The 17,445-nt window shown below is 36.4% G+C and carries 20 protein-coding genes; 14 read left to right on the forward strand and 6 right to left on the reverse strand.

Going from position 1 to position 17,445, the window contains the following annotated elements; translation table 11 throughout:
* Window positions 1–28: 28 nt before the first annotated feature.
* From AY601_RS15380 to AY601_RS15410, 7 genes are read left to right on the forward strand one after another with little or no spacing between them, the layout of a single operon-like run.
* Complete coding sequence (locus AY601_RS15380; RefSeq protein ID WP_068402635.1) at window positions 29–829, forward strand: methyltransferase, TIGR04325 family; 801 nt, start codon at window positions 29–31, stop codon at window positions 827–829.
* On the forward strand, window positions 822–1,850 hold the full coding sequence (locus tag AY601_RS15385; protein WP_068402638.1) for a glycosyl transferase: 1,029 nt from the start codon (window positions 822–824) through the stop codon (window positions 1,848–1,850). The genes AY601_RS15380 and AY601_RS15385 overlap by 8 nt, the downstream gene beginning before the upstream one ends.
* A gap of 49 nt (window positions 1,851–1,899) precedes the next feature.
* Complete coding sequence (locus AY601_RS15390) at window positions 1,900–2,382, forward strand: CHRD domain-containing protein (protein WP_068402640.1); 483 nt, start codon at window positions 1,900–1,902, stop codon at window positions 2,380–2,382.
* A 7-nt stretch (window positions 2,383–2,389) separates the two neighbouring features.
* On the forward strand, window positions 2,390–2,995 hold the full coding sequence (locus AY601_RS15395; RefSeq protein ID WP_068402642.1) for an RNA polymerase sigma factor: 606 nt from the start codon (window positions 2,390–2,392) through the stop codon (window positions 2,993–2,995).
* A gap of 19 nt (window positions 2,996–3,014) precedes the next feature.
* Complete coding sequence (locus AY601_RS15400; protein WP_068402643.1) at window positions 3,015–4,010, forward strand: FecR family protein; 996 nt, start codon at window positions 3,015–3,017, stop codon at window positions 4,008–4,010.
* Between the two features lie 41 nt (window positions 4,011–4,051).
* Window positions 4,052–6,592, forward strand: a complete 2,541-nt coding sequence (locus AY601_RS15405; protein WP_068402645.1) for a TonB-dependent receptor — start codon at window positions 4,052–4,054, stop codon at window positions 6,590–6,592.
* A gap of 1 nt (window position 6,593) precedes the next feature.
* Window positions 6,594–7,427 carry a hypothetical protein gene (locus AY601_RS15410; protein WP_084359308.1) on the forward strand — a complete coding sequence of 278 codons (834 nt, stop codon included), beginning with the start codon at window positions 6,594–6,596 and terminating at the stop codon, window positions 7,425–7,427.
* 17 nt (window positions 7,428–7,444) lie between these two features.
* Here the strand turns inward: AY601_RS15410 and trxA are convergent, their stop codons facing one another.
* The 3 genes from trxA to AY601_RS15425 all read right to left on the reverse strand — a co-directional run bounded on the left by trxA (window position 7,445) and on the right by AY601_RS15425 (window position 9,859).
* Window positions 7,445–7,741 carry a thioredoxin gene (gene trxA, locus AY601_RS15415; protein ID WP_068402649.1) on the reverse strand — a complete coding sequence of 99 codons (297 nt, stop codon included), beginning with the start codon at window positions 7,739–7,741 and terminating at the stop codon, window positions 7,445–7,447.
* A gap of 378 nt (window positions 7,742–8,119) precedes the next feature.
* Window positions 8,120–9,292: an MFS transporter gene (locus tag AY601_RS15420; RefSeq protein ID WP_084359310.1), complete on the reverse strand. Its 1,173-nt coding sequence runs from the start codon at window positions 9,290–9,292 to the stop codon at window positions 8,120–8,122.
* A gap of 54 nt (window positions 9,293–9,346) precedes the next feature.
* Entirely contained in the window at window positions 9,347–9,859 is a 513-nt protein-coding gene (locus tag AY601_RS15425) for a DNA-deoxyinosine glycosylase (protein WP_068402651.1), read from the reverse strand.
* Window positions 9,860–9,977: 118 nt separating this feature from the next.
* Here AY601_RS15425 and AY601_RS15430 point away from each other — a divergent pair, with 118 nt between their 5' ends.
* Complete coding sequence (locus tag AY601_RS15430) at window positions 9,978–10,811, forward strand: S1 RNA-binding domain-containing protein (protein WP_068402653.1); 834 nt, start codon at window positions 9,978–9,980, stop codon at window positions 10,809–10,811.
* A gap of 63 nt (window positions 10,812–10,874) precedes the next feature.
* On the opposite strand, the gene AY601_RS15435 is transcribed toward AY601_RS15430, so the two are convergent.
* The 3 genes from AY601_RS15435 to AY601_RS15445 form a co-directional block, all read right to left on the reverse strand.
* Window positions 10,875–11,885 carry a YXWGXW repeat-containing protein gene (locus tag AY601_RS15435; protein WP_068402655.1) on the reverse strand — a complete coding sequence of 337 codons (1,011 nt, stop codon included), beginning with the start codon at window positions 11,883–11,885 and terminating at the stop codon, window positions 10,875–10,877.
* A 130-nt stretch (window positions 11,886–12,015) separates the two neighbouring features.
* The gene (locus AY601_RS15440) at window positions 12,016–12,630 is read right to left on the reverse strand and encodes an RNA polymerase sigma factor (protein WP_068402656.1); all 615 of its coding nucleotides are present in this window, start codon (window positions 12,628–12,630) and stop codon (window positions 12,016–12,018) included.
* A gap of 274 nt (window positions 12,631–12,904) precedes the next feature.
* The gene (locus AY601_RS15445; protein ID WP_068402658.1) at window positions 12,905–13,396 is read right to left on the reverse strand and encodes a GNAT family N-acetyltransferase; all 492 of its coding nucleotides are present in this window, start codon (window positions 13,394–13,396) and stop codon (window positions 12,905–12,907) included.
* A gap of 114 nt (window positions 13,397–13,510) precedes the next feature.
* Here AY601_RS15445 and AY601_RS15450 point away from each other — a divergent pair, with 114 nt between their 5' ends.
* The 6 genes from AY601_RS15450 (at window position 13,511) to AY601_RS15475 (ending at window position 17,432) form a co-directional block, all read left to right on the forward strand.
* Window positions 13,511–14,101 (forward strand): hypothetical protein, encoded by a 591-nt coding sequence (locus AY601_RS15450; RefSeq protein WP_068402660.1) that lies wholly within the window; start codon window positions 13,511–13,513, stop codon window positions 14,099–14,101.
* Window positions 14,102–14,194: 93 nt separating this feature from the next.
* Complete coding sequence (locus AY601_RS15455) at window positions 14,195–14,824, forward strand: tetratricopeptide repeat protein (RefSeq protein ID WP_068402662.1); 630 nt, start codon at window positions 14,195–14,197, stop codon at window positions 14,822–14,824.
* A 78-nt stretch (window positions 14,825–14,902) separates the two neighbouring features.
* The gene (locus tag AY601_RS15460; RefSeq protein WP_068402664.1) at window positions 14,903–15,523 is read left to right on the forward strand and encodes a tetratricopeptide repeat protein; all 621 of its coding nucleotides are present in this window, start codon (window positions 14,903–14,905) and stop codon (window positions 15,521–15,523) included.
* Window positions 15,524–15,538: 15 nt separating this feature from the next.
* On the forward strand, window positions 15,539–16,252 hold the full coding sequence (locus tag AY601_RS15465; RefSeq protein ID WP_068402666.1) for a hypothetical protein: 714 nt from the start codon (window positions 15,539–15,541) through the stop codon (window positions 16,250–16,252).
* A gap of 105 nt (window positions 16,253–16,357) precedes the next feature.
* Entirely contained in the window at window positions 16,358–16,858 is a 501-nt protein-coding gene (locus tag AY601_RS15470; RefSeq protein ID WP_068402668.1) for a hypothetical protein, read from the forward strand.
* Window positions 16,851–17,432: a hypothetical protein gene (locus tag AY601_RS15475; protein WP_068402670.1), complete on the forward strand. Its 582-nt coding sequence runs from the start codon at window positions 16,851–16,853 to the stop codon at window positions 17,430–17,432. The genes AY601_RS15470 and AY601_RS15475 overlap by 8 nt, the downstream gene beginning before the upstream one ends.
* The last annotated feature ends 13 nt before the right edge of the window (window positions 17,433–17,445 follow it).

Here is a 17,445-nt window from a genome sequence, read left to right on the forward strand (position 1 = left end):
ATGAAAAATCGATTATTCAAAACCTGTAATGTTCAAATTATTTTCTTCTAAATTTAAAAAGCCATCTTACGGCTGGTCTGGAAACTATTCCAATTGGAACGATTTAACCGATTCTATAGGCGGCTATAGCGAGGTCAGCATATTGGATAAAACCAGAGATGCCTTATTACAAGTTAAAAATGGTACTGCCATTTACGAACGGGATTCAGTGCTGTTCGACAAAATAGAACATCCATTCCCCTTATTAACTTGTCTATTCAAAAGCGCAGCCTTACTACAAAGGCCCCTTCACATTATTGATTTTGGCGGTTCATTGGGCAGCACCTATTTTCAGACTAAGCGCATGGCCGGACCGGCCATTTGTGCCAGCTGGAATATTGTAGAGCAGGAACATTATGTAACTGCCGGAAAAGAACATTTTGAAGATGACCATTTAAAATTTTATTCATCTATTGAGGCCTGTATGCAAGTTCAGAAACCAGATTTGGTTTTACTGTCAGGCTCGGTTCAATATCTTCCAGAACCACATCTCTTCCTTAAAAAGTTAGCTGCCTACAATTTCGATTTTCTGATTTTTGACCGCACTGCTTTTCATCAAGGCAAGCAAGACCGGCTCACTTTACAAATTGTACCACCTGAAATTTATAAAGCGGCTTATCCGTCCTGGTTTTTTCAGGAAGATAATTTTTTAAATCATTTCACTGACAATTACAACAAGATCTGCGAATTCCCTTCTTATGTAGAGGGAGAAGCGGTGCTCTCTATCGACCAGCAACCAACTGGCTATAACAAAGGATTTTACTTCGTAAATAAATCAAAACATGCTTAAATTTTGCACTTTATTTAATACAACTTACCTTTCCCGCGGAATTGCAATGTACAATTCTCTAGCGCAGCACGCTGAGGATTTCCATTTGTATATTTTCGCTTTTGATGACTATTGCTTTGACGTGCTTACAAAAATGGCATTAAAAAATGCAAGTATTATCAGTTTATATACCTTTGAAAATGATCGGTTACTGGCCATAAAAGACGACCGCACTGCAGGGGAATATTGTTGGACTTGTGCATCTTCTACCATTAAATATTGTATGGAAAAATATGCTTTGGATCATTGTACTTATATTGATGCAGACCTTTTGTTTTTTAGTAATCCAGCTTGTCTAATTGATGAAATGGGCGAAAAATCAGTGTTGATCACCCCACACAGATATACTCCACGTTATGATCAATCGATGACTAGCGGTATTTATTGTGTACAATTCATGACTTTTAAAAATACACCAGCAGGTATGGAGGTATTGAACTGGTGGGTTGATGCTTGTATGGAATGGTGTTATAATCGTTTCGAAGATAATAAATTTGGTGATCAGAAGTATCTTGATGATTGGACTACCCGTTTTGATACTGTCCATGTACTGAAAAATATTGGAGGCGGAGTTGCACCGTGGAATGTACAGCAATATGAATTTGCGACTAAAGAGAAGCAGGTTAAGGGCAAAGAACTAGGTACACAGGCTTTTTTTAATCTTGTTTTTTATCATTTCCATGACTTTCAGTATATTACAGGTGATGCTTACCGCTTATCTTCGCCGGGTTATTTTTTGCATCGTAAGGTAGCCAGGCACATTTATAAACCATATACCAAAGCGCTTTCAATTGCGGAAGCAGAAATTTATAAAGTTAATGCCGAAAAAACTGCCCATGAATTATCAGAAGATAATATTTGGATTAAACTAAAGATGAGAAAATATGTCTTATTTACAGTATTGGGTTACTACAAGAATTTTCACAGTAAACGCTCTTTGGAATATGGATTCCTCAGCAGGAGAACATTTAGATTTAATTAACAATTCGTTTAAGCTATAATTAGTACTTTAGCCTCCTGTATTAAATGGAATGAGGGTTAGAAAATCAAGCTTACATAAGGTTTTAGGGACGATTTTAATTTTGATGACCGTATTGCAGACATCCTGCAAGAAAGTGTCACCGACTGGGGAAACGAAAATTAACCCGCCAGTAAAAAGTTATATCATTATAGCCAGAATTGATAAAAAAGGAACAAATACAAATGCCGAAGGCACAGGTATTTTAAAAGGGACATACGATGAAGGTACTAAGCAATTGACCTACACACTTAATTTTGAGAAAATTGCACCCACAATCATCACGCTCAGAAGCGGGACCAAGGGATCAGTTGGAGAACTGGTTAAGGAGATATACAAAAGCGATGGACAAATCTCCACATTGGAAATTACCGGCAGGCTGAATTTAAACCCCCTGCAGGAACGAAATCTATTAAAAGGACTTTGGTTTGTAGCCATGAATACAGTGTCTGATACTCCTGATATTTCAGGAGGACTGACCTTAAAGCAAAAATAGTGGCCGGATGAGCGAGGAACAAAAACACTCTCTTCCGGATGAAGAACGGGCATTGATCGCCGCGCTGAAAACGCATGATCGAAAGGCCTTTGAAAAACTGTATAAGCAGCATTACAGACAGTTGTTTGCACTGGCTTACCGTTATGTTGGACAGGCACCGGTTGCGGAGGAAATTGTACATGATGTGTTTCTGACGATCTGGAAAATAGCCGGACAGCTTAATGTTCAGTATTCCATTAAAAGCTATTTGTCCAGAGCAGTAATTAACTCTTCTCTGAACTTCATTAAGAAAGAGAAAATTAATAACGGAAAGCAAAATGCTTACCTGGTAGTGGAGAGTGATCCGGATATTGAAAATGAACAGCGGGACAAAAAAGAATCTTTGCTGAACAGCCTGGAGGATGCAATGGCTATTTTGCCTCCAAAATGCAGGGAGGTAATGTATTTAAGCCGTTTTGGAAAATTAAAACAACAGGAAATCGCAAAACAAATGAATATATCAATTAAAACAGTTAAAAATCATTTGACTTACGGTTTCCAGAAATTGAGAGAACTATTGGAAAAACAACAGCAAAATTTATTATTGCTGCTTCTGATACTTTATAAATATTAGCGCCAGTACAAACTATACTATGAAAGCATTTGAAAGTAACGAACAGTTTATTTATTCCTTGATTCTTGACGATCTCGAAGAGACTATCAGTCCTGCGCATAAGATCCTGCTGGAAAACTGGAGGGCTGCAAGTGACCAGAATGAGAAGACATACCAGGGATTTGTTCAAGTAGAGCAAAATATCAATCAACTATACCATACAGAACCTTATGCAACCGAATCTTCCTGGGAAAGTCTGGACTATAAAATTGATAACCTGGAATATACATGGAAACAAAAAGAAAGAAATAAGCATACCAGAATATGGTTTGGCATTGCTGCATCGGTACTGCTTGTTGTCTCTTTAAGTTATTATTTCATCAATAAGAATACTTATACAGTGGTTAGCAATGAACAGAGTGCTACTGCAAAAATGATCACATTGCCTGATGGCACCTCAATACAGCTGAATAGTGGCGCAACGATAAAATATGCTGCTGGTAGTTTCAAGACAAACAGAAGAGTTCAGTTGTTAAATGGAGAAATTTTTGTTAAAGTTATTCATCAGACTAAATATCCTTTTCTGATAGATCTGGGCGATGTACATGCTTTGGATCTGGGTACAAGTTTTAACATTGCTAAACGTAACCGTGATATTGTATTGACTGTTGAGGAGGGACAAGTTGCCTTACAGCAGCCGTTAGCCTCAAAATCCGTACTGCTGAGCGTTGGAACAACAGGCCGTTATTCTTCTGCCACAGGAAAACTCACCGCTGAAAAAAATACAGACATCAATTATAAATCATGGTTAAATAAAGAGTTTATCTTCACAGAAACACCTCTTAATGAAGTCGTTAAACAACTAAGCCGGGTTTATAAAAACTCGATTACGATTGATGGGGACAGCCTTGAAAACCGCAAGTTAACCGCGCATTTACACTATCAAACACCTGATAGTGCTTTAAAAGTTATTGCTGCAACTTTACAATGTCAGGTTATTAATGAAGAAGGAAGTTATATTTTAGCCGAAAAATAACTAAATTTCCACCCCCACTTCTATTCCCTGGTCAATGATGTATGTTAAATAAGGTTTTTGCATTACTTCTTTCTGTATGTTTATTGCATACAGGCAGGCTTTGTGCGCAAGAAAAAACAATCCTCGAACAGCAGGTAAGTATTGATTTGAAGACTGGTTCTCTAGTCAGTGTCCTTTCTAAGTTGCAGGCAAATTATGCAGTAACTTTTTCTTATGAGTCTGATTTACTCGGAGCCTACCAGATAGCTGATATGCATTTCGTAAATACACCCATGTCCTCGGTCTTGAAAAAGGTTTTCAAGGGCACTTCCTTAACATTTAATCTGATTGGGAACAACATCGTAATTACAAAATCAAGATCCAATATCTGTACGATTCATGGGCATATACGTAATAAGGAAGATGGGGAAGAATTAATTGGTGCTACTTTATTTATTCCAAAGCTTAAGGTGGGCGTAGTCACTAATCAATATGGTTTTTATTCACTAAGTGTCCCTAAAGGGAATTATGAAGTACTGATTTCTAATCTGGGTTACGAAACACAGCTAAAAACTATTCACCTGACTGAAAACACAGCGCTGGAAGCCGAGTTGTCTGCACAAACCAATTCACTGCCTGAAGTAGAGATCAAACAAACAGTTACACCAAATTCAATCTTACAGAATCAACAGGATTACAGTCCTGCAGCGTTAGATATGAAAACTTATTATGCTGGTGAAACTGATGTCATCAAGGCTTTACAGATGCAGAATGGTATAAAAACGATTTCTGAAGGAAGTTCAGGCTTATTTATCCGGGGTGGTAATTCAGATCAGAATCTGATTTTACTGGATGAAGCAGTGGTTTATAATCCTTCACATCTGTATGGTTTGGTTTCTGTTTTCAATCCGGATGCCATCAACAATATACAAGTCTATAAAGATTACATTCCAGCTAATTATGGTGGAAGGCTTTCTGCTGTTATTGTTAACCGTATGGCTGAAGGTAATAACAAGGAATTTCACGTCAACGGGGGGATTAATATGTTATCTGCCCGGATTTCAGCAGAAGGCCCGATCGTTAAGGATAAAGGGTCATTTATTTTTGCCGTCAGAAGAAGTTTGCTTGATGTTTTCAGAAGCAAGTTTAAATTATTCAACCCGAATTCAATTTATTACGATATCAATGCCAAGGCAAACTATAGGATCAATAAAAACAATAGTGTGTTTTATTCGGTCTATGCTGGTCAGGACAGACTGCTTTCAGAAAACTCATTCCGCAATGACTGGGGCAACCTGACCTCTACTTTAAGATGGAACCATATTTTTAATTCCAGATTGTTCATGAATGCTTCAGCAATTTACAGCAATTATAGCAATCTGCTGGACTTAAACTCAGACACCTTGTCGCAGAAAAGTCAATGGAGTACTGGGGTAAGGGACTTAACTGTTAAAGCAGATTATACTTTCTACAGCAGTCCTGTCAACCTGGTTAAATTCGGGATTTTAACCACTTACCACCAGTTTACACCCGGTCAGACAAAAAACAAGGAAAGTAACGAGTTTAACATTGCAAAAGATAAGTCTGTAGAAGCTGCTGTTTATTATAATCAGGAGATTTCCTTTGACAATTCTTTTACGCTGAATTATGGCCTGCGCCTTGGACTGTTTCAGAATGCAGAGGAACGTCTTGATGTTTTTGATCCACAGGGAAACAGGGTAAAGCAAAATGATTATAAGACATTTATCAATCCGGAGCCGAGAGTTAATATAAGTTACTTATTAAATGATAAAAAGCGATTGTTCATTACTTACAACCGCAGTTTTCAGTACCTGCAACTGGTGCAAAACAGTACTTTGGCATTTTCTTCTCTGGAACCCTGGGTTCCTGCTTCTGCGACCATTGCCCCACAACGTTCAGATCTATTTTCAACAGGATATAATTATTCGCCAAATGGCTTCCTCTTTTCTTTAAGTGCGTATTATAAGAAATTACACAATCAACTGGATTTAACTGGTCACGCACAGATTATTCAGAATCCTGATATCAGAAATCAGCTCAAGGCAGGCAAGTCAGATGTTTATGGAGTTGAAGTGGAGATTAGTAAAACAGCTGGAAAGTTAACAGGCAGTCTGGCTTACACTTATTCAAGGGCTTTCAGGACGATACAGGGAATTAATGACGGAAACCGGTTTGCCGCTAATTATGATATTCCACATGAGGTGAAACTGAGTGCCTCTTATCTTTTCAACACTAAATTTTCTGTTCAGGCATTTTTCACTTATGCAACTGGAAGACCGTTAACACTGCCTGTCGGTTATTATCAGCATGACGGAATCAATGTTCCCATTTACGAGGGCAGGAATACTTCCAGATTCCCTGATTTCAGTAGATTGGATATTTCAGGTCAGTATCATTTCCAGACTCCATTATCCAGAAAAAGAGCTTTATCAAGTACGCTTTCTGTAGGAATATATAATTTATACGATAGAAAAAACCCTTTGTATTATCATTTAACGACGGACTCTTCAATTGATCAGAAAAGTTCGCTGGAGTATGCATTTGGTGTTTCTCCGTGGGTTTCATACAGTTTTAAACTCTAATATGAAAACGCATTATTATTTCCTCATTTTGTTTTTCTGTATAGTGTCGTTCAGTGCTTGTAAGAAGGATGATAAGATTTCGTTTGATCATCCTAAACGTCAATATGAACTTGCTGTTGAAGGGGGGATTAATACGCTAACAAAAAATCAGTTTATTAAGCTCAGCATACCTTCTTTAGCACTAAACGCAATGCCGGCAGCAATTTCAAAGGCAGTCATTATTGTAAATGATAGTAAAACGAATATCGTCTTTAAAGAAACAGCAATACCCGGTATATATTCTGCAATTAATAACAATAGTCCAAATTACAATAAGGCTTATACATTGACTATTACCTATAATAATAAAACCTATACAGCAGTTGATACGTTAAGGCAGGTGGTTAATATTGTAGATGACTTTTTACCATTGAAGGTAAAAATCAATAGTCGCGGTTCTTATGATGGAACAATACCAAAACATACTTTTGGTTATTTGAATCCTAATAAATGGTGGATAAATTACACAGGGATACCGGTATGGAACCCTTCAAAATTTGACGGTGTACAATATTATAACTATACGCATTTTCTGGGTTCGCCTAATTCTTTATATCCACTGAATAATCTTAAACGCGATTTTAATTTACTGAGCCAGGATGTGATCACTATTTACAAGTTCTCTCTTTCCAAAGGATATGCAAGGTATCTTTATGATGTTTTCCTGGAAACGGACTGGAGCGGTCTTTTTTCCAGTGTTCCGGTAAATGCACAAGGTAATGTATCTGGAAATGCACAAGGTTATTTCTATGTTACAGACATAGATTTAAGAAGATACAAGGCTAAAGAATTGTAAGCGTTATGCGTATTTTTCTATAAATGTCTTTCTATAATTCCCTGTAACTGATTTGCAGGAATTACGCCCGACTGCCTCCATTTGATCTCTCCATTTTTGAAAAGGATTAAAGTGGGAACTCCCTGAATTTGATATTTACTGGAAACTGCCTGATTTTTATCGACGTCAACTTTCAAAATTGTTGCCCGGTCTCCCAGCATCCCTTTAAGTTGCTGCAGAATTGGAGCCATCATTTTACAAGGACCACACCATTCGGCAGAGAAATCTACCAATACTGGTTTAGCTGAATTAATAATTTCTGCGAAGTTTGCCATAAAGATTTTTGTCTGAAAAATAAGCGGGGATCCCACTCTCGCAGTATCCCCGCCATCTAAATTAACGCTCTCAAATATATAGACGCTTATAATTTGATATTATTATGTATGACTTCAAATATTTTTTAAGATTAATCTTTTTAGCCCCATAATGTAGCCTAAGTGCATCCCTTCGTGGAAACTAAGGAAGTTTGTTGCATCTTCAATACTGTTCAAATTAACGCTGTAACGGGTAGTCCATCCTTTATAGTTATCAAATATTCAGTTATGATAGTATGTCTGCTACATTGGTTTTCTATTGTGTTCTACTGGTTTCTATCCTGCTACACTGGTTTTCTATCCTGCTACTCTGATTTTCTATTATGTTCTACTGGTTTTCTATTGTGATTTCTCAGGAATAGCCATCATCTTCTTCTGATACCTGAAAAATAGCTGCGAAATCGGTATCAGCATTAATCCGCTGAAACCAAAAATAATAAATGCGACTCTTAGCCCGAAAGCGTGCGCAAGGTATCCTATAATCGGGGGGCCAAGCAACATTCCGGTAATTGCATAAGTGGCAATAATCGAGATAGCCATTCCTGGCGAATATTTGCTGGAAGCACCTGCTAAAGCATAACTCATAGGCACTACTGCAGCTGTACCAAAGCCAACCATCGAAAACCCAATCATAGCAGGCCAGAACTGCGGTACAATAATAGCGAGCGAAATTCCCGAAACAACAAGGAGTGCACACATCAAAAAGGTAGCTGGCATTCCAATTCTTGAAATGATCAGATCGGACAGGAACCTGGAGGCAGCCATAAAGGTCATGAAAATTAAATAGCCGTAAGTAAAGATCTCTACATGGAGTACTTCCTGGAAGTAAATCCCACTCCAGTCAAACATTCCTCCTTCGCATATTGCAGCAAAAAAGATGATAAATCCGAGATATAGAATATAAGGATCAGGCTTGCCTACAATAATTTTATTACCTTTTTCAGACCGGTCTCCTTTTAACAAAAACTGATACGAATAACAGGTAATCACTAAACACAGGAGCGCTACAATCAATAAGTGCATGTGCAGAGAAACATTGTAAGTCAGCAATAATGTCGAAAATGCAACTCCGGCAATCCCGCCTGTACTCCAGAAGCCGTGAAAAGAGCCGATAATTTTCTGACTGAATTGCTTTTGCAGCGTAATCGCCTGTGTATTGACTGAAATATTAAAAATCCGTGTCGTAAAAGCAAACAGGACAACTGCAACAACCAAACTAAAAGTGTTTTGAGAAAATCCGATAATCGCCAGTGCAACTGCATTTAAGCCATAGCCGACAGCAAGGGGAACACGGCTGTTATATTTAGAAACCAGCCAGCCCGATATTGGCAGCCCGATTAGAGAACCAATTGGCATAGCCAGTAAAATCGTCCCAAGTTCAGCTTCATTAAAGCCAAAGGCCATTTTAATAGTTGGAATCCTTGAAGCCCAGGTCGCAAAACTGAATCCGGACATAAAGAAAAAAAGGCTTAGATATATTCTGTGTTTGTTTTTGGTGATTTTATCCTTCATTTATACCGCAAATATAAGAAGGAGTTTATATTTAAATCTTTAAATTATTGCTCCTTATAATTTAACATAAGGCAAAAGCTCTTTCCACAGCTCCAACTTTTGTTCAAATGTTTTTGAAGCATTTGCACGGCTTGGAGAGGGTAACAAATGATAGTTTTTATCCTCACTTTTCTTTACGTGCTTAAGATAAAATTGTTCTGCTTTCCTGCTATCAAAAAATATTTCTGTGATAGCGGGATATTGTTGGTAAAAAGCAGCAAAGTCATTGACTACTTCATTCTTAATATTACTATCCAGACTACCTTCGCAGGTACAGGATTCCAGCACATCCCATAGTGCAATTCCATGATTGAGCAAGAATCTTTTCCTTGCTTCATAATCTGCTTCAACGGGTTGCTGAAAAAGTGTATAGATCAATTTCCAGAAATGATTGCCCGCATGACCGTAATATTGTTGAAGACTTAGAGAGCGGTCGCCAGGCATAGTGCCCAGTAACAGTACCTTACAGTTTTGATCAACAATTGGTGGAAAGGCAGTTTTCAATGGAGGAATAATTGGGTCGTTCATTCTTTATGTCGTTTTATGCTCAGGGTTTAATGATATATTATAACACATGGAGTGTAAAGATGTTCTCATATTCTTGCTGATATTGCTACCTTTGCGGATTGAATATTAAGAAATACCAATGATACAGATAGGACAATACAACGAGTTAAGAATTATAAACAAGACAGAATCAGGACTAATACTGTCTGATGGCGATAAGGAAGCGCTATTGCCCTACAACCACGTTCCTAAGGATGCGGAAATTGGAGATAATATCAATGTTTTTATTTATATGCATAAAGATGGAAAGCTTCATGCAACTACACAAAAACCTCTGGCTTGTGTAGGCGATTTTGCTTACCTGACTGTTGTTGAAGATGGTGAGAATGGTGTGTTCATGGATATCGGTATCGATAAAGATGTATATGTACCTGAAAAAGAACAAAAACGCCCAATGTTTAAGGGTGATAAACACGTTGTTTATGTTTTTCTTGATGATAGCAATGACCGTATGGTGGCTTCATCCAGATTAACGAATTATGTGGAAGAGGAAGAAATCAATTTTGAAGAAGGTGATGAAGTAAGTTTATTGATCGCAGACCGGAGTGATTTAGGTTACAACGCAATTGTTGATAATAAGTATATAGGTTTATTATATCAGAATGAATTATTTGATCAGCTTAATCCTGGAGAAGTAAGAAAAGGCTGGATTAAAAAGGTTAGAGTGGAAGGAAAGATTGACCTGAGTTTACAGCCTATGGGTTATAGTCATATTCTGGATACGAAAGAAGTCCTGATCAAAATGCTGGAAGAAAACCAGGGCCTGATCGCTTTAGGTGATAAAAGTTCACCAGAAGAGGTTTATGACCTGTTGAAGATCAGCAAAAAAGCTTTCAAGAAAACAACTGGTGCGCTTTATAAGGAGCGTTTGATTACCATCGGTGATCATGAAATCAGGTTATTATCTGAATAGATTAAATGATTAGCTGAATACCAAAGAAGAGGCCTCTTATAAATATAAGAGGCCTTTTTAATGCTATCTACGTCCCCTTTCTTCCCGATGCGGGTTACCTTGATGTGGCTGGTGGGCTTCACGTTGCGGATGATGTTGTTGCATGCGGTGCTGTTGTTGATTAGGATGTGGCTGTTGCATATGATTTGGCTGTTGCATATGATTTGATTGCTGTTGTTGCATAGCATTTGAATGTCTGCTTATCCCAGGATGCCACTGTTGAGGTGATTTAGCTCCATTAGCCAGCCTGTCGTCTTTCAAAGGACTATTTCCGTTAATCTGCCTGTCATTTTTCATTGGATTATTTTCATTAGCCTGATGATTGTTCCCGGCTCCATTCCCATGTATCCTGTCCATTGCTGGATTTGCAGGCTTACCGTGATTTACATTAGCAAACTGATTGTGATCTTTTCCAGCCGATTGCTGATGAGCTAATTGAGAGGCAGTTGGCTGTATATGATTTTCGTTCATTGCCCTGCGTTCTTCTTCACGAGGCTGCACATTTACTCCCCCCTGACCATTAAAGCTTGTACGGTTGTTATTTACTATATTGTTATTAATTACTGTTTTATTGATATAAGTGTTATGAACGACAGTAGTATTTACATTAGTGATGGCTGTGTTATATCTATAGGATCCTCCCTCCCATCTCCCACCATAAAAGCCTGAACCACTATAACCATAGCCATAATTGATACCACCGTAAAAACCAATATGCGGCCCCCAGTAGCCAGAGTGAAAACTATAGACTCCACCGTCAAAGCCCCAGTAGGCAGGAGTCCATAATACACCAGCACGTGGAGGATGCACCCATACGCCTGGTACCCAGTAATAGCCATCTGCATCGTCATAGGCCCAGTAGCCAGGAGTCCATAAGTAACCATCGGCCGGACAAGGAGGTTGTGAATAAACCGGAAGTGCTGGCGGAGCAATTCTTGCAGATATATTAATGCCTACACTGATCTGCGCGAATGCAACAGTCCTGGCAAAAGTCATTGCTAATAGCAAAAGACTAATTTTCGCAATCTTTTTCATAAATATGAGTTTTAAATTTCATAGTTATAGGATCTGAAGATCAGGAGATAGTTTAAATTAGAATTCCATTAAAATTCGATTAGTAAATTTTAATTTTTATCGGGTCTGTTAGCCAATATTAAAAAAATGATTATAAATCAAACACCAATGGAATCGTGAAATATTTTCTCAGTGTCAGGATCGAAATCCTTATCCTGGTCTTGACTGTACCAATTGGAATGTTAAGAATTTTTGCAGTTTCAGCATGTGAATAGCCCTGAAAATAGACCAGATCAAGTACTTCTTTCTGAAAGGGATTTAATGTTGTCGTCAATTGTCCGATCCCAATAGTATCAGTATTGTAATAACAATAGTTATTCATTTCTACCAAGTCCATGATTTCTTCTATTTTTATATTTTTGGCGCTGTTAGTAGAACTACGCCCTTTGATATGATCAAAAGCTTTATTTCTTGCAATTCTTGCCATCCAGGTAAATAACCGGCCTTTAGTTTCATCGTACTGAACAATTTTGGAAGCCACTTTCGTAAAAGTTTCCTGCAATACGTCTTCTGCGGTTTCTCTGGATTTTACAATCTTTATAATGATAGCTAACAAAGCCGGTGAATATTGCGCATACAGGAAAGTAAATGCTCTCATATCCATTAATTTCAGATCTTTGATCAATTCCTTTTCCCGGTTACCGGCAACACTAATTGCGGGCAGGAGATTTGTCTTTACAGAAAAGATTCCGATGAGTATAAGCATGGCTTAGGATTAAGTAGCTATTTAAATAAATGTGTATTTTATTACACTATTAATTAAATTATCTACAAGCGTGCCATTTACTACATCTATTTATGTTGCATAGACTGAACAATCTGATTTAGGCCAAACCCTCCTAACTTAAAGAGGGCTTGAAATCTACTTAAACGCATAAATTCATTCTATATATTAAAATCCCGTTCAATTTATTCATTAACCTCCTAAACAAATTCTTAGCAGAAAGACATTCAATTGACTCAAATAAGATGCGGCAGATTTAATTAGATATAATCGTATATAACATCCAAATTGAACAGGAATAATGACCTGTATCACCAATCGGTTTATCCAACAAACTGAATCCCAGCTTCTCGTAAGCAGAAACTGCAGCGGAGAGTTCTGGCATTGATTCGAGATAAATATATTTGTAACCCAGTTCTCCGGCTAAGTCAATACATTTTTGCATTAGTATCTTCCCGAGTCCCTTGCCCCTATGTGCTGAAGCAAGGTACATTTTCACCAGCTCAACAGTATCTTCAGGAAGTCCTTTCGAAGGGTATAGTCCTACTCCACCTAAGATTTCATTTCCTTGTTCAGCAACAAAATATTTGCTTCCTGCTACCCGAAATGACTCGTACAAATGATTTGTACTTTCATCAAAATAGGCAGTACCTGGAATGTTAAGACCAAATTCTTCCAGACTTCTTTTTAGAATAATCGCCATTGCAGCATTATCTTGCGGCTGAATTTCTCTTATCGTTATATTCATAGGGCCCAATCTAGCTAATCTGCACAAAAAATAAAAGCCATTCTTCAAAACATATAGCTAGCAGTGTTTGTTATCTTTGATCAGATTAAAAGTTAAATTATATATTAATAATTAATGAAATATATCTTTATTATCGTCATTTTATTTTCCTCGCAAAAAATGTTCTCTCAGTCAGCTACTTATAAATTAATAAATAAGGAGAAAGGTACTTCGAGCAATATATCAGTTAGGAGAACAGACGATCAGGTGGAAGTAAACGTGCTGGCTAATTGGAACAATAAGGCTGGGACTTATGGTCAGTTTACGGGAAAAGGAATATTGACAGATAATAAAACCACTATTAAGGCAGAGAAAAAATCACTGCTGTGCAAAGTATCTCTTAAATTTTTGAAGGATTCATTAGAAGCCAGTTTCCAGGATTGCAATAATTATCAACTTACAGATCGCTTCAATGGCATTTACGCCAAGATTGCCGATAATGTAACCGGGGAATATATTGTTTCCACGGATATTTGTTATTTCTATAGCAAACCAGATGATAAATCAAGGAAGAAAGGTTTTGCTAATACTCCTGAGGTCATTAACGTTGAGGAAATTTTTGAAGGCGAATGGGGTTTTGCGACCCTCATGTCCAATGGGAAGCAACTTTTTGGGTATGTCAAATTATCAGATTTGAAGTTCAAAAGGACTTATTTGTATGATTAGGGATTAGGGCAAAAAGTCTTTGTTTTTAATTAGAATGCAAAGATAAATTATATTTTGCACCTTCGTTAGGGACAACAATGAGGAATAGTAAAAATGAGAATCTTATTAACAGTTGCACTATTTCTCTCTATCGCAGGCATTTCGTATGGTCAAAACAGCACCCCTCAAAAAGCTGAAGCTAATAGATTAATTAATGAAGCAGGTAATTTACTTTATAAACCTGGCAACATAACAGAAAGAGATAATAACCTTAAACAGAGTATTTCTTTAGCAAAAAAAGCGATTCAATTAGATACTAGCAGATTTGTAGCTTATGAACTTCTATTTGGTGCATATATGATGCTAAAGGATGCTAAAGGAAGTATAAACACTTGCTCGGAATGGTTAATTAATCATCCCAACGATTTAAATGTACGGTTAAGAAGAGGTGTTATTTATCACCGTATCCAAAAACAAAAACTTGCAGATAAGGATTTCAAATTTGTTAAAAATGGATTAGCTAAAACACATGTAAAAATTACGAATAGGCTATCAGAGAAAGAAATAGCTGGTATTGTGTCAAATGCATATACCTATCTTTTAATTGGAGATAGAAAAACTTCTTTAAATTCAATGGATAGTCTTTCTAAAGCATTTCCAGCTAATAAAAAAATTGCTCAAGCCAATAAAGAAATTCAAAATTTGGATATAGAGAAAAGCATGTACGAAACCACAGGTTTTTAATAAACTGCAGTAAGAATCTATAGAAACACTATAGGTTCTTACTCTTATAAATTGAATTAATTCAACATTAGTCAAAAAATGAGAATCTTATTAACAGTTGCACTATTTCTCTCTATCGCAGGCATTTCGTATGGTCAAAACAGCACCCCTCAAAAAGCTGAAGCTCAGAGATTGATTAATCAGGCTGGTGACTTGATGTATGATGTTGGGGATGGAAGCTTAGCTCAAAAAAATGGCAATCTTAAGAAAAGTATTATTCTGGCAAAAAAAGCGATCGAGTTAGACAGCAGCAGATTTGTAGCCTATCAGATTTTAATGGGTTCTTATCAAATGTTACATGAGCCACGGGGAATAATCAATACCTGCTCGGAATGGCTTAGAAATCATCCCAATGATATGAATGTACGATTAAGAAGAGGTATTATCTATCACCGTACTCAAAAACAGAACCTCGCAGACAAAGATTTCAAGTTCGTTAAAGACGGATTAGTCAAAGCGCATATAAAAATTAGTAATAAGCTATCAGAAAAGGAAATAGCTGCCATAGTATCTAACGCATATACTTACCTGCTAATTGGAGAGAAAAAAACATCTTTAAATACAATGGAAAGCCTTTGTAAAGCATTTCCAAATGATAAAAAACTTGTAGAAACTTATAAAAAGATTCAAACTATTGATATAGAAAAAGAATCAATTTAGTTTTATTAACTCCTTATGCAGCTGTATCCAATAAAAAAAAATCTATTCATCTCTGTCCTGACCTTTTTAATCTTAGGTTTCAGTATTTCCTTTGCCTGTGCACAGAAAAAATTTGATTATAATTATAAAACATCAAATAGTGAAGTAAAGAAGATAAATAACGATGCCTCTAAGATACTTTCCCAAATAAATATTGGTAAAGTTGAGGAATCTGCACTTATCTCTGTAAAGAAGGATTTAAAACGAGTTATTCACCTTGATCCTGATTATAAAAGATCGTATTTGAATCTACTGGATTGTATAAAATCACTGAACGAAAAACCTTATTCAGCTAAAATAGGTTTTCAAAAAGAGCAAATTGATATTTGTAGTACATGGTTAGCAAGACATCCTGATGATCAGGATATGAGAATTAAAAGAGGTATCCTGTATGAAAAAAACAAGGAAATAGTTTTATCTGATAAAGATTATGAAATGGTGAAAAACTATTTGGGTAAATTAAATATTAAGTGTGTTACTGGTATGTCCGAGCAAGAAATACAAGACAATGCCAGTTACTCATTACTGTTTTTTGTTGTTAGGGAAAGAGAAAAAGGATTAAAATTAATTAGCGATTTTAAAAAAATATATCCTAATAATGCTCGAGTAAATTTTATGTATAAAGTCATTGCAGATAATAATAGAGAAGAATATATATTCGAAACAAAGACAAGATCAATCAGTTATTGATTTTCGTGTTTTACAACCATTTAACAAATCAAATTCACTGTTTATTTTACCCTGGATGCTATTAATTCAACTTATTCTGCGTATCAATATAGCACCAACTAAAATATGCTTTTTTTCAATATAAACCTTGATGGCTTATTGTTTCTTGAAAATTTCGTAACGAGAATCAAGAAAAGTTTATTTGTTTTTGTGCCAATTATTTTTGGTCTATTAGGAATTGTTGTATTTATAAATTCTTTATCCACTCCGCCAGGGAGGAAAGGTTATTTAGTTGGTGCGTTTGTAGGTGTAGTCCTTATTGTAAAAATATTTATTATTAGGGGGATACAGCTTTTGTCCATAGTAAGATATACCATTACAGAAATTAAATTAACAAACGACAAAGTGATCTTTGTTTGTTCTAAAGGATTAAAAGGGCAAAAATATAATTTTGAGACTACTAAAGACAAAATTCTTATCAATGAAGAATTAAACCCTAAGATGGCATTTAAGGATGATAAAATTTTTACTTTTAAATTCGATGGTAACAAAAGATTATATTTTGTTCCGTCATTTTGGGACAATCAAGAAGAAATAATACAATTATTAAAACCTAAAAATGTATAACAAGATAAAATTTATAATAGCCTTACTATTATTCGTCAACTTCAGTTTATCAGCTCAGACAGAAAGCCTGGTAAATGGTAAATATAATAATAAGATAATTGGATGGAGCATGGACGTGCCTGCGGGCTGGCACATAGAAACTTCAAAAGATAAAGCAGAATTGTTTAAACGTTTAGAAAAAACTGCCAATCACAAACTTAATGATTCTGGAGCCACTCAATTGATAAGCTTTAGCAAAGGTGACAACACAGGTCCAATGTTTAGAAGCATGATTGAAGATAGTGTCTCATTAGCCAATAAAGGCGTAAAGAATCTTGATGATTTCACCAGGAACATTTTGACAGTATTAAAGAAAACTTATCCATCAGTTAAAATGGATACCAAGGTTCAAACTTTAACAGTTGGTTCACAAGATTTCAGATCAATAATTTATACTAGGGACGGCTATACTGGCGTAAATCAATCCATAGTTGCCTATAGAAAAGGTTATCTCTTTACGATGACCTGGTTCTTTGATAACGTTGAAGATAAAACAGCGATTGAGAACGCAGTTCTTAGCTCAACCTTCCAATAAAATTCAAGTGCAT

This window comes from Pedobacter cryoconitis (assembly GCF_001590605.1).
Lineage (GTDB): Bacteria > Bacteroidota > Bacteroidia > Sphingobacteriales > Sphingobacteriaceae > Pedobacter > Pedobacter cryoconitis_A.